We start from the raw sequence: 13,079 nt of genomic DNA, 5'->3' as shown, positions 1-13,079 counted from the left end.
CTTATGAAGGCGGCGTACCTTATGAACGCGGTGTCGCCACGTACTTGATCTCGAGGAACTCCTCGATCCCGACGCTTCCGCCCTCGCGGCCGAGGCCCGACATCTTCACGCCGCCGAAGGGTGCGGCCGGATTCGAGACCAGGCCGGTGTTGAGGCCGACCATGCCCGCTTCGAGCCTCTCGGCCAGACCGAGCGCACGCTCGAGGTTCTCGCTGAACAGGTAGCTGGCGAGTCCGTACTCGGTCTCGTTGGCCAGGGCGATCGCCTCGTCGTCGGTGTCGAAGGTGACGATCGGTGCGACCGGACCGAAGATCTCGGTGGTGCGGATCTCGCAGTCGGCGGGCACATCGGTGATGACGGTCGGATCGAAGAAGAAGCCCTTGCCCTCGATCTTCTTGCCGCCCGTGAGCACCTTCGCGCCCTTGGCCACGGCATCGTCGACGAGGGTGGCCACCTTGTCCAAGGAGTCCTGATCGACGAGAGGGCCGACCTCGGTGCCCTCGTCGAGGCCGTTGCCGACCTTCATCGAACCGAGCTTCTCGGCCAGTCTGGTTGAGAACTCCTCGGCCACGGAGGAGTGGACGAACAGACGGTTGGCCGCGGTGCAGGCCTCGCCGCCGTTGCGCATCTTCGCCAGCACGGCACCGGTGACGGCCTTGTCGAGGTCGGCGTCCTCGCAGACGACGAACGGGGCGTTGCCGCCGAGTTCCATCGACGTCTTCATGACATTGTCGGCGGCCTGCTTGAGCAGGTTGATGCCGACCTCGGTCGAGCCGGTGAAGGTGACCTTGCGGGCGATACCCGACTCCATCCACGGGGTGACCACGCGGCGGGCCGAATCGGAGGTGACGATGTTGAGCACACCTGCGGGCAGACCCGCCTCGTTGAGGACGTCGACGAGCATGAGCGAGGTCAGCGGGGTCAGCTTCGCGGGCTTGAACACCATGGTGCAGCCGGCGGCGATGGCCGGACCGATCTTGCGCGTGCCCATGGCCAGCGGGAAGTTCCACGGGGTGACGAGGATGCAGGGGCCGACCGGCTCGCGGGAGATCATGAGGCGATTGTTCCCGTCGGTCGATTGCATGAAGTCGCCGCCGACCCGCACGGCCTCCTCGGAGAACCAGCGGAAGAATTCGGCGCCGTAGGTGACTTCGCCCTTGGATTCGGCGAAGGGCTTGCCCATCTCTGCGGTCATCACGGCGGCGATGTCGTCGGAGCGTTCGATGAGCAGTTCGAAGGCGCGACGCAGGATCTCGGCGCGTTCGCGGGGTGCGGTGGCGGCCCAATCCGCCTGCGCGTCGCCGGCGGCCTTGATGGCGGCCTCGGCATCGGCGGCGGAACCGTCGGCCACGGTGGTGATGACGTCACCGGTGGCGGGGTTGTGCACGTCGATGGTCTTGCCGCCTTCGGCCTCGCGCCATTGGCCATCGATGAACAGTCCGGTGTTGAGTTTGTCGATGATCGGCGTGATGTCCATGGCTGCTTCTCCTCGGTTGTCGGTCAGGAACGGCCGCCTCGTGGACGTCTTCGGACCTCGGAGCGCAGCCGTGACCAGTCTAGTGGCGTGCTCGGAATCGTGCTCTGCGAATTTCGTTGCCCGAGATCGACGTTCGCCTGCTGGCACCGGACAACCGGGGACCGGGGCATCCCGGCGCCGCGGCTGTCCGCTGTCGAAACAGGTCGCCGCTGCGCAGGCGGACTCGGGAAAGCCTGAGTCCGCGTGCGGCAGAGGTCAGGCGGCGTACTCGTCGAATTCCGTGTTCTTCTGCAGGAAGCTCATGACATAGGAGCAGGTCGTGCGGAACTTCAGCCCCGCCTCGATACTGGTCTCGAGCGCGAAGCGCACGAGGTGACCGGCGAGCCCACGTCCGCCGTAATCCGGCGAGACCTCGGTGTGGGTGAAGGTGCGGACGGGGGAGTCGGCGGTGTCGTCGGCGCTCGGCTCGCGGTCGATGTAGTCGACGAGTCCGATGACCTTGCCGTCGTGGGAGACGGTGAAGCGCTTGTTCGCCGCATCCTCGGCGAAGGTGAAGGTCTCTCCTGAGATCTCGAGTTCCATGGTGATTCCTTTCGACGGTGGCGCCTCTGCGGTGCTCCGCGGCCGTGCCGACGAGTCGGCACTTCTGTCAGCCGGACGAGTCGGCTGTCCTGTCATCTGACACTATAGGTTCGTCACCGGTGAACCGACTACCCTGGTGGGGCACACATCATCGGCGGGAGGACTCTGCCGCCCGATGCCCACACCGGATGCTCTTGAAGGAGTCGGTCCCATGTCCTCACACACCCCGGTCACCATGGTCGATGCGCACGAGCTGATCCTGCGCGAAACCGGGTACGAGGTCGCCGAGCTCACCTCCGCCGACATCGCCGACTATGTCGCGCTGGTGTCCTCGGCCTACCGCGGAGAGGGGTCGAAGCAGGGGTGGACGACCGAGGCGGACCTCCTCGGCGGCCAGCGTCTCGATGTGCAGATGGCCGAGGACATGCTCGCCGAGGCGGATTCGGTCATCCTGCTCGCCCGGGACGCCGAAGGCCGGGCCGTGGCCAGCGTCTACCTGCGCGAGCCGACAGACGGTGAGGCCTACCTCGGGGTGCTCGCGGTCTCCCCGCTCGGCCAGGGGCAGGGTGTGGGCTCGGCGCTCATCAACCTCGCCGAGGCCTGGGCGGCCGAACGCTGGGGTGCACACTCGATGCGGATGAGCGTGATCGGCAAACGCGCTGAACTCATCGCCTATTACGAACGTCGCGGCTACGAACGCACCGGAGAGATCGAACCCTTCCCCTACGGTGACGAGCGCTTCGGGGTGCCGAAGTCCGACGATCTCGAATTCGTGCTGCTGCTCAAGTCGCTGAGCTGAGGGGACAGCAGCTGAGTTAACGGGAGGGAGGCTCGGGCAGCAGCTGAGCTGAGGGGCGGGAGGCTCGGGCAGCAGCCTCGCCGGACCCTGACCACTGCTCAGATGTAGGAGACGTGGTGGTCGACCAGCGGCACACGCAGTGGCGTGACCGGTTCGCAGGTCGCCCCCGAACGCCTCAGAACATCATCGCGGGCACGACGAGTCCGCCGACGAGGACGACCGGGCCGATGATGACCATCGACATGCCGAACTTCACGAGAATGCGGGTCAGACGCGGCTTGTCCTCGACCGGGGCGGTGGCGACGACGGTGGCACCGAGAGTGGAGAACGGGGAGACGTCTACGACGGCCGAGCACATGCCCAGCGCCGCGATGAGCGCCCATCCGGGGACGCCGCCGGCCGCGATGAGAGGCAGCGCCAAGGGAACCAGCGCCGCGAGGATGCCCGTGGTGGAAGCGAATGCGGACACCAGGCCGCCGACGACGCAGAGGACGAATGCGGCCAGGAGCGGCGACCCGATCGCCTCGGCGCCTTCCCCGAGAAGGTCGACCGCGCCCATGTTCTGGAGCACGCCGACGAAGGTGATGATGCCGCCGACGAGGAGGACGGTCGACCAGTCGATCTTCGGCAGCGCGGCCTTGCCGGTCCTGGGATCGATGAGCGAGAGGACCGCGCCGAACATGAAGCACAGCAGGCCGATGTCCGGCTCCTTGCCGATCGCGGCCAGCACGACCACAGAGCCGATGAGACCGACCATGAAGACGACCGTGAGGATCTGCACGAAGGTGAAGGGGGAGGAGTCAGCGGCCTCTGAGGTGCTCGAGGAGTCGAAGAGCGCTTCGTCCTCGTCGTCTTCGCCGAAGGCCACGCTCGTCGCCGAGGCCGACCCCCGTGAGATCGTCGCCCGTCCACCGGATGCGTGCCCACCGGCCGCGTGCTCACCTGTCGCCGAGGCGCTTCGCTGCGCACCGGTGTCGGCCGGGACCGCGGACTTCGAGAACAAGGAGCGTCCGTACATGAAGTACGCGACGGTGAGCATGACGAGGTAGACGACGACGGCGATGCCGAAAAGCAGGAACGGCGAGAGGTCGATGCCGGCGCCGCGGGCGGTGGAGTAGGTGACGATGCCGTAGAGGCTGGTCGGGGCGAAGCCGCCGGCACCGATCGCGAAGCAGATCGCCAGACCCATGAGCGCATAGTCGACTTCGTACTTGCGGGCGACCTGCATGCCCACCGGCATCATGACCAAACCTGCCAGAGGGGCGCCCATGGCGGCGATGGCCCCGGTGATGAGGAAGAACACCAGGGGCAGGAGCACGGCCGAGGACCCGACGCGTTCGAGGGCCCAGTCGATGATCTTGTCGACGGTGCCGTTCTCCTGCGCGATGGCGAAGAAATAGGTGACTCCGGCCAGCAGGATCATGATGTCGAGAGGGAATTCCGCGACGATGTCCTCGACGGCCATATCGGTGAGCAGCAGCCCGGTGCCGGCCGCGCCGACGAGCATGAGCACGCCGATCTGCACCCCGCGGACCGCGCCGATGGCGAACAGGGCGATGAAGATGAGCAGGGCGATGATCTGAGTGAGCATGATGTCCTTGGAAAGGCTGAAGCAGAGCTGAGCGTCGCTGGGGGTCCGCTGAGAGACCCTATCAGCGTTCCCTGCCGGGACAGGGGCGTCGGCACCGTGTGGCCGGAAAATTCCCGATTACCGGAAAATCGCAGGACCGCCGAGGCGGAGCCGACTCAGCCGAGCACGTTTCCGCTCGTGGTCGCCGGAGTCCGCAGACGGGAGAACGCGCCGAGGTCGAGCTGCCCGCCCGTGCGCTCGAGCGGCACCTGCACCGGATCAGCATCGTGGTCATGCCCGCCTTCGACGGCATCGATGAGGGTGCCCATGATCTCGCCGACCATCGGAGCGTTCTTGAACTGATTGCCGCTCGTGCCCACCGCCTGGTAGAAGCCGGCGGCTTCGGACCTGTCGTAGATCGGGGTCCAGTCGGCGGCGACGTCATAGACTCCGACGACGCCGCGCGCCCGGTTCGGGACGGAGATGTCGTTGAAGCGCTTCGCGGCCCGCAGCGCCTGGGTCTCGAACTGAGCGGAGCGCACGGTCATCGAGACGCTGTCGGGGTCGGCGACCCACTCGAGTTCGTCGCAGTCGGGCTCCGTTCCGCCGATGAGCAGCTTCCCACCCACCTCGGCGCGCATATAGGTGCCGATCCCCGCATCGAGCAGGGCCGGGATCGAGGAGCCGTCGGCGCGGGTGACCGTCGATTCGGCCGGCAGGGTGTGGACCTCCTGACGCAGAGGCGTCAACGAGACCCCGTGGTCCGAGCCGACCCCGGCCAGAGCATTGAGTCCGGCCGACCATGGGCCGGCGGCGTTGACGACGACCTCTGCGGGCAGCGTCCGCCCGTCGGCGAGAGCGACGGTCCACCGGCCCGCCTCGGTCGCGGCCCTCTGGCTGAGCCCGGTCACCTCGGCGCCGTAGACGAACTCGGCGCCATGGCGCCGGGCGGCAGCGGCGAAGTTCTCCGTGGCCAGCACCGGGTCGGAGATGTACCCGCCATCGGGCGTGAAGAGCGCGGTCGCGCGTTCGCTCGTCTCGGCGAGGAAGGCCGGGTCCTCGGGACGCACGGGCGGATAGTGGTTCGCCGTGTCGATGCCGGGCAGTTCGCGTTCGAGATCGGCGGCGGTCCAATCGGCGAAGGGGATGCCGAGAGCGGTGAAATCCTCGCGGATCGTCGTCGGAAGCAGGCCCGGGATGTCGAGGACGGCCATGCCGGTGCGGACGAAATCGGCGACGGGTTCGGAATCGGCGGCACCGACATAGCTGCGCAGATCGGTCCAGACGTGTTTGGACTCCCAGGCCAGAGCCATCGAGTCGCGCAGCGAGTAGGTGAACCGTACGATCGCGCTGGTCGCAGCCGTCGATCCCTGCGCCGGGCCCGACTTCTTGTCGAGCACCGTGACCGCATAGCCGCGCTTGGCCAGGGAGAAGGCGATGGAGGCGCCCATGATGCCGCTGCCGATGACGACTGCTCTCTCTGCCATGACCTGTCCCTCCGCTGCCGGTCGTGGTCTCATCGTAGCGAGCCCGCGGTGCTCGAGGCGGACGGTCCCAGCACGTGAACGCGGCCCCACTGTTGAGCAGTGGGGCCGCGCTGTGCCGCGGAGCGGATCAGGGCGAAGGCTCTCAGGTCAGCAGGAGTGCTCCTCCGAGTCCGATGAGAGCGACGATGACTGTCACCGAGGCGGCCAGACCGATCGGTCCGGCACCGAGGTTCTTCAGCGACCGCCACTGGACCCCGCGGCCGAGGGCGAACATCGCCATCGCCAGACACACCGTCTGGATCCAGCTCAGTCCGGTGATCGCGAACTCCGGCAGCAGGCCGAAGGTGCGCAGAGCCGCCATGACGAGGAAGCCGATGACGAACAGCGGGACGATCGGAGGACGTGCGGCCTTCTGCGGCTTCTTCTCGGTCCTCGTCGACACCGCCCCCGAGGAGGAGCCGTCGTCCGTCGGCGAACCGGCCCCTGTCGCGGCCGAGCCGGCGGTGGCCTCGGACGCGGCCTCGGATCCGGCCCCTGCCTCGGCGGTGGTCGACTGCGCAGTCGTCAGCGCCTTCTCCTCGCTGCGCCGCACCGCATAACTGAACACGGCGACGGTGGGAGCGAGCATGATGACGCGGGCGAGCTTGACGAGGACGGCGATCTCGAGGGCCGCGGGACCGATGATGCCGCCGATGGCGACGACCTGGGCCACCTCGTGGGTGGAGGCGCCGCCCCACATGCCCGCGGTCTCCGGGGCGAGGCCGAACGCCGTGGACAGCGAGGGGATCATCGCGATCATCAGAGTGCCGAAGAGGACGACGAGGCCGATCGCCGCGGCCACGTCCTCCTTCTTCGACTTCAGGGTCGATTCGACTCCCGCGACGGCGGCCGCACCGCAGATGCCGAAGCCGCAGCCGATGAGCACGGCGAGGTCCTTGTCGACCTTGAAGGGACGGGCCAAGCCGAGCCCGGAGACGATACCGACGGCGACGATGACCGCGGCGAGGACGAGGACGAGCCAGCCGAGATCGAGGATGTCGCCGAGCACGACCTGCGCGCCGAGAGCGACGATGCCGAGCCGCAGGAGCGGTTTCGCCGCGAAGTTGAGACCGGGGGAGAACGTCTCGGGCAGATTGGGCACGAGATTGCCGAGCAGGATGCCGAGCACGATGGCGACGAGGAGTGGGGAGAGGACGGGCTGGAGCATGGAGATGGGCCAGGCGATGGCGGTGGCCGCGGCGGCGACTGCCAGCCCGGGCAGCAGAGAGACGATTCGATTCATGACTTCAGTCTGACAAAGCAACAAGCAGCGCAGTAGACGGCAATTCCTTCTCAACCCATATCGATCTGATATGTCATGATTGTCATATGCACGACCTCGGGGATATGAAGAGTTGGCCCGAGCTCCAGGCTCTGGGACTGCTGGTGGCGCTCAGCGGCAACGCCCGCTCGATCGGCCAGGCCTCGGCCAAGCTCGATCTCGCCCAGCCGAACGCTTCGCGCAGCCTGCGCAACCTCGAACGCGATCTCAAGGTGCCGCTGCTGCGGCGCTCGCCGCGGGGAACCGAACTCACCGTGGAGGGGCAGGCCGTCGCCGAATGGGCCTCGAAGGTCGTCGAAGCCTATGGCACCCTCAACGCCGGCGTCAGGGCGATCCAGGAAGCCCGAGCCGGAACCGTCAAGGTCAGCGCCTCGCTGACGGTGGCCGAATATCTCATGCCCCACCACCTCACGACCTTCCGGGCGGCCCATCCGGAGATCGGCATCGGGCTGTCCGTGGAGAACTCCGCGACCGTCATCGACCGGGTGCGACGGCAGAGCTGCGATCTCGGGCTCATCGAGTCCGTCTCCCTGCCGGCCGACCTCAATACTGCGGTCGTCGGCCGCGACCGTCTCATGATCGCCTGTGCCCCGAACTTCGCCGCAGCGTGGACGAAGCCGATCGGCGCCACGGCGCTGGCGGAGGTCCCGCTGCTGGTCAGGGAGCTCGGCTCGGGCACGAGGGAGGCCATCGACTCCGCGCTCTCCGCGGTCGGCGGGGTGCGCGTGGCCGGCGAGTACGGATCGAACTCGGCGCTGCGGATCGCCGCGGCCACGGCCGTCGCTCCCGTGGTGCTGTCCGAACTGGCGTTGCGCGACGACTTCCGCGCGGGCCGCCTGCTGCCGCTTCCGGTCGCCGACGACGTCGACCTCTCGCGCGAACTCCACGCCGTATGGCCGCCGACGAGGAGGCAGTCCGCCGGCGCGCGTCTGCTCCTCGAGCACATGATCAGCAGCCTCGGCTGAGCGCGGGGGCGATCGCACCTCTATATTGGGCACATGACATCGCCTGAGCCCGCAGCAGCTGCCCGTCCTGATCTCGCCCCGGACACCATCGTCGTCGAAACCGGTCGTCCGGATCGTGCCGACGGCGCTTCGGTGAACCCGCCGATCGACCTGTCCTCGACTTTCATCAGCTCCGGTGACATCGAGTCCTCTCCCTATGCCTATGCTCGCTTCGACACCCCGGCCTGGACGCCCTTCGAGGAGGCGCTGGCACAGCTCGAACACGCGGCGCTTCCCGGCCTCGTCTTCGGCTCCGGGCTGGCGGCGATCTCGGCGGTCATCGGCCTCGTGCCCGCCGGCGGCACGCTCATCATTCCCACGCACAGCTACCAGGGGGCACTGGCCTCTGCGGCGCAGATCGCCGACCGGCAGGGCTTCGCTCTCAACACCGTCGACATCGCCGACACCGAGGCGGTCATCGCCGCCCTCGATAAGGCGGCTGCGAAGGGGGCGCCCGCCTCGGCGGGGGAAGGCGAGCCCGGGGCCGCCTCGGCGCCTGCTGCGGATGCGGCGGATGCGGGGGTCGGCGGTTCCGGTGAGGGGTCGGGGATGCTGTGGGTCGAATCGCCGACGAACCCGATGCTCGAAGTCGCCGATGTGCCGGAGCTGGTCGCGGCGGCCAAGGAGCGCGGCTTCCGCGTCTGCGTCGACAACACCTTCGCCACACCGCTGCTGCAGACCCCGCTCGACCTCGGCACCGATATCGTCGTCCATTCGGTGACGAAGTACCTGGCCGGGCACTCCGACGTCGTCCTCGGCGCAGCGCTGACAAGCAGCCATGAGCTGCGCGAACGGCTGCACACCGAACGGTCGATGCGCGGAGCGATCGCCGGGCCGTTCGAAGTCTGGCTGGCGCTGCGCGGTCTGCGCACCTTGGCCGTGCGCCTCGACCGCGCTCAGGCCAATGCCCAGGCCATCGCCGAACGCCTCGCCGCCCATCCTGCCGTCGTCGAGACCCGCTATCCGGGCCTGCCGAACGATCCCGGCCATGCTCGTGCGAAGGCGCAGATGAACGGGTTCGGCGCGATCATCGCCTTCACCGTCGACACTGCCGAGAAGGCCACCGCCATCGCCGAGGCGGTCCGACTGTGGACTCCGGCGACCTCCCTGGGCGGGGTGGAATCGCTCATCGAGCGCAGGCGGCGCCACCCCTCGGAACCCGAGTCGGTGCCCGAAGGGCTGCTCCGGCTGAGCGTCGGGATCGAGAACCTCGACGACCTGTGGACCGACCTCGCGGCGGCTTTGGGCTGATGGGCCGGATGCCCGACTACGTCCTCGACCGGCCGGTCGAGGACGACGTCGACGAGTTCTTCGCCATCGACTCCGACCCGCGTGTGTGGACGCACCTGCCGAGCGGACGCATGACGGAGAGGGAAGAGGCCGAGGCGATCCTCGTCAAGCTCCAATCCCAGTGGGAGCTCGACGGGCTCGGACCATGGATGGTCAGACAGGCCGTCGGGGGAGAGCTCGTCGGCCACTGCGGGTGCTCGCTGCGCGGGGTGTCCGGGCCCGGCGCGTCCCACAGCGAACCCGGGGCGTTCTGGAACCTCGGCTACCGCTTCCGCCCCGAAGCGCAGGGGAACGGCCTGGCAACGGCGGTCTCCCGCGATGCCATCGAGGCGGCCGGAACCGTCGATGCCGATCTGCCGGTCGTGGCCTATCTGCTCGAGCACAACATCGCCTCGGCGGTGGTCGCCCGCAAACTCGGCCTCGAGATCGTCCACCGGGCTCCGGACGCCGGCAATCCCGACGCGGCGGCCGTGCGCCTGGTCTTCGCCGATCGCGAGCTCACTGCCGCCCAGCTGGACGCGACCCTCGTCTGAGGAGGCGCCACGCATTGTCTCCTGCGGGTGGATCCATCACGATTTGCGGCCGAATATCGCAGTGGATCCACCCACAGAAGACATCCATGCGCCTCGCGGTGCGAGCTTGTTCGCCTCCGCACCGTACTTCAGCGCCCCATGCGTCAGCGGCGAGTGCCCTGGCACAGCGAACTCGTGGCTGCGAGTGCCGTGGGCTCGTGGCTCCGAGTGCCCTGGCACAGCGGGCTCGTGGCTCTGAGCACCGCGGATATGTGACGCGGATCAACTTAACGTACGTTAAAGTGAAGCCCGTGGAAGCTCAGCGAAGCACGAGCGCCACGGAAGCAGCCTCGCAGACGTACGAAGGAGTCGCATTGTCCACCAGTGTTCTCACCGAGGTCAGTGGCGATGTCACGACCATCACCATCAACCGGCCCAAGAGCCTCAACGCGCTCAACCAGGCGACGTTCCAGGCCATCGGCGATGCCGTCGCCGAGGCGGCCGCGAACTCCCGCGCACTCATCCTCACCGGCAGCGACCGGGCGTTCAGCTCCGGTGCTGACCTGCGCGGTGAAGCGGGATCGAAGGAGAACATCGAACTCGACCGCGCGAATGCGATCATCCGCTCGATCACCGAAGCGCCGATCCCAGTGATCGCCGCAGTCTCCGGACCGGCCGCCGGGATCGGCTGCTCCCTGGCGCTGGCCTGCGACTACGTGGTGATGAGTGAGGACTCCTACCTCATGCTGCCCTTCACCAAGATCGGGCTCATGCCGGACGGCGGTGCCACGGCGCTCGTCGCCGCCTCGGCGGGTCGTCATCGTGCCATGCGGATGGCGCTGACGGCGGAGAAGCTCCAAGCCGCCGACGCTCTCGACTGGGGACTGGCCAGCGAGGTCGTCCCCTCCGGTGAGCACCTCAGCCGTGCCGATGAGCTCGCCGCCGCCTTCGCTCAGGGTGCGCCCCAGGCGTTGGCCGCGTCGAAGCAGGCGATCAACCGATCGAGCCTGACCTCTCTCGATGACGCCTTCGGCCGCGAGGAGACCGGGCAGACGGACCTGCGCGCGACCGAGGACTTCGCCGAGGGAGTCGCCGCCTTCGTCGGCAAACGTGCACCGGTCTTCACCGGGAAGTGACAGCGGGACCGACGCAGGCGACCGGTGCCGTTGCTCCTTGATAACGTTCCGGCCCGATCTGCGCTCGGCGGCCCCTTCGGGGATAGTCTGACGGTGACGATCGCCCACCGATCAATCGGCGATCACGGACACCCCCTGCCGCGTCCACGGGGCCGAGGCAGGAACTGATCGCGAACAAAGGAGTCTCATGCTGACCGGAATCCCGTCCACCCTGGGCGACAGCTATCAGCTCAACACCACCACTCTCATCCGCCACGCGGCCACCGTCTTCGGCGAATCCGAGGTGGTCTACCGCCGCTCGGACGGCTCATGGGGCCGGTCGAACTACACCGAAGAGTTCAAGCGCATGGCGCAGCTGGCCCATGGTCTGGGCGAACTCGGCATCGGCGCGGGATCGATGGTCGGCGTCATCGACTGGAACTCCCGCCGCCACCTCGAGCTGTACTTCTCCGTCCCCGGCATCGCCGCGACCATGCTCCAGCTCAACCTGCGCCTGGCCCCGGAGGATCTCGCCTACGTGGTCAGCCACTCGAAGTCCGACTGGATCTTCGTCGACGAATCGCTCCTGCACGTTGCCGAGTCGCTGGCTCCGAAGCTCGACGTCAAGGGCTGGGTCGTCATGACGGACAAACCCGCCTCGGAGATCGAGACGAACCTGGACAATGTCGTCTTCTACGAGGACCTCATCGCCGACAAGCCCGAGACCTACGACTGGCCGGTCATCGACGAGACGACCGCCGCCTACGCCGGATACACGACCGGAACCACCGGTCGTCCGAAAGGCGTCTACTACTCCCACCGGTCGATCTATCTGCACACCATGGGCGGACTGGCCGCACTGCATGCGGACTTCGAAGACTGCGTCATGCCCATCACCCCGATGTTCCACGTCCTGTCCTGGGGATTCCCGCAGAACGCCGTGGCCGCCGGTTCGAAGCTCGTGCTGCCGGGCAAGTTCGCCGCCGAGGAGTTCGGCGCCATCGCACAGGCCTTCATCGAGGAGAAGGTGACACTGGCCAACGGCGCTCCTGCGATCTTCTCGCCGATGCTGGCCATGATGAAGAAGATGCCGCAGGCGCCCGACCTCAGCGGCGTCCGCCTCGTGTCCGGTTCGTCCGAGCCGCCGCTGTCGCTGATGCGCGGGTTCAAGGAGATCACCGGCGCCGAGGTCATCCACGGTTACGGTGCCACCGAGACCACGCCGCTGGCGACGACGAACTGGAAGCTCAAGCCCGGCATGGACCTCAGCGAGGAAGAGGGCTGGGACCTCAAGCGCAGCCAGGGCCTGCCGATCATCGGCGTGGAGATGAAGATCGTCGACCCGGCAGGGGAGGAGCTGCCCCGCGACGGCCAGTCCATGGGCGAGATCCTCATGCGCGGACCGTGGATCACCGAGTCCTACTACAAGCTGCCGGACAATGCCGAGAGGTTCCTCGACGGCTGGTGGCGCTCGGGCGACGTCGGCGTCATCGACGAGCACGGTTACCTGAAGATCACGGACCGGCTCAAGGACGTCATCAAATCCGGTGGCGAATGGATCTCGTCCATCGACATGGAGAACGGAATCCTCGACAACCCGAACGTCAAGGAGGCCGCGGTCATCGGCGTTCCCGACGAGAAGTGGGACGAGCGGCCGATCGCTTACGTGGTGGCCAATGACGGCGCCGAGGTGACCCGTGAGGACATCATCGCCACCCTCGGTGAGCGCTTCGCGAAGTGGCAGATGCCCGATGAGGTCAACGTCGTCGATGAGCTGCCGCGCACCTCGGTGGGCAAACTCGACAAGAAGCTGCTGCGCAAGAACTGGGACGAGAGGTGAGCTGAGCGGAACTTCGCTCGAAACACCGGCGGAGCGCCGAGACCACGGGTGCACAGGGGTCTCGGCGCTCCGCCGTTGTCTC

At 67.5% G+C, this 13,079-nt stretch carries 11 protein-coding genes; 6 read left to right on the top strand and 5 right to left on the bottom strand.

Features of this window, described 5'->3' with window-relative positions; genetic code table 11:
* Positions 1–19 precede the first annotated feature (19 nt).
* Together IIE29_RS03600 and IIE29_RS03595 are read right to left on the bottom strand one after the other, a co-directional pair.
* A complete protein-coding gene (locus tag IIE29_RS03600; RefSeq protein ID WP_209323814.1) occupies positions 20–1,477 on the bottom strand; it encodes an NAD-dependent succinate-semialdehyde dehydrogenase in 1,458 nt (485 codons plus the stop codon).
* A gap of 255 nt (positions 1,478–1,732) precedes the next feature.
* Positions 1,733–2,059: a GNAT family N-acetyltransferase gene (locus tag IIE29_RS03595; protein WP_209323813.1), complete on the bottom strand. Its 327-nt coding sequence runs from the start codon at positions 2,057–2,059 to the stop codon at positions 1,733–1,735.
* A 211-nt stretch (positions 2,060–2,270) separates the two neighbouring features.
* Between IIE29_RS03595 and IIE29_RS03590 the strand changes: the two genes are divergently transcribed.
* Positions 2,271–2,858 (top strand): GNAT family N-acetyltransferase, encoded by a 588-nt coding sequence (locus IIE29_RS03590; RefSeq protein WP_209323812.1) that lies wholly within the window; start codon positions 2,271–2,273, stop codon positions 2,856–2,858.
* 175 nt (positions 2,859–3,033) lie between these two features.
* Here IIE29_RS03590 and IIE29_RS03585 read toward each other — a convergent pair whose 3' ends face one another.
* From IIE29_RS03585 to IIE29_RS03575, 3 genes are all read right to left on the bottom strand, one after another.
* Positions 3,034–4,449, bottom strand: coding sequence for an SLC13 family permease (locus tag IIE29_RS03585; RefSeq protein WP_209323811.1), 1,416 nt, complete (start codon positions 4,447–4,449; stop codon positions 3,034–3,036).
* A 155-nt stretch (positions 4,450–4,604) separates the two neighbouring features.
* Positions 4,605–5,915 carry an NAD(P)/FAD-dependent oxidoreductase gene (locus IIE29_RS03580; RefSeq protein WP_209323810.1) on the bottom strand — a complete coding sequence of 437 codons (1,311 nt, stop codon included), beginning with the start codon at positions 5,913–5,915 and terminating at the stop codon, positions 4,605–4,607.
* Positions 5,916–6,057: 142 nt separating this feature from the next.
* Positions 6,058–7,197, bottom strand: a complete 1,140-nt coding sequence (locus tag IIE29_RS03575; RefSeq protein WP_209323809.1) for a YeiH family protein — start codon at positions 7,195–7,197, stop codon at positions 6,058–6,060.
* A gap of 104 nt (positions 7,198–7,301) precedes the next feature.
* On the opposite strand from IIE29_RS03575, the gene IIE29_RS03570 reads away from it, so the two are divergent.
* From IIE29_RS03570 to IIE29_RS03550, 5 genes are all read left to right on the top strand, one after another.
* Positions 7,302–8,201: a LysR substrate-binding domain-containing protein gene (locus IIE29_RS03570; RefSeq protein ID WP_246475663.1), complete on the top strand. Its 900-nt coding sequence runs from the start codon at positions 7,302–7,304 to the stop codon at positions 8,199–8,201.
* A gap of 33 nt (positions 8,202–8,234) precedes the next feature.
* Positions 8,235–9,491 (top strand): trans-sulfuration enzyme family protein, encoded by a 1,257-nt coding sequence (locus IIE29_RS03565; RefSeq protein WP_209323807.1) that lies wholly within the window; start codon positions 8,235–8,237, stop codon positions 9,489–9,491.
* 8 nt (positions 9,492–9,499) lie between these two features.
* The gene (locus tag IIE29_RS03560; protein WP_246475662.1) at positions 9,500–10,063 is read left to right on the top strand and encodes a GNAT family N-acetyltransferase; all 564 of its coding nucleotides are present in this window, start codon (positions 9,500–9,502) and stop codon (positions 10,061–10,063) included.
* 353 nt (positions 10,064–10,416) lie between these two features.
* Entirely contained in the window at positions 10,417–11,178 is a 762-nt protein-coding gene (locus IIE29_RS03555) for an enoyl-CoA hydratase (protein ID WP_209323806.1), read from the top strand.
* A gap of 187 nt (positions 11,179–11,365) precedes the next feature.
* The gene (locus tag IIE29_RS03550) at positions 11,366–12,997 is read left to right on the top strand and encodes a long-chain-fatty-acid--CoA ligase (RefSeq protein WP_209323805.1); all 1,632 of its coding nucleotides are present in this window, start codon (positions 11,366–11,368) and stop codon (positions 12,995–12,997) included.
* Positions 12,998–13,079: the final 82 nt, after the last annotated feature.

The organism is Brevibacterium renqingii, from assembly GCF_017808095.1.
GTDB lineage: Bacteria > Actinomycetota > Actinomycetes > Actinomycetales > Brevibacteriaceae > Brevibacterium > Brevibacterium renqingii.
The sequence above is the reverse complement of the archived record's forward strand: the minus strand, read 5'-3'. Positions and strand labels throughout refer to the sequence as shown.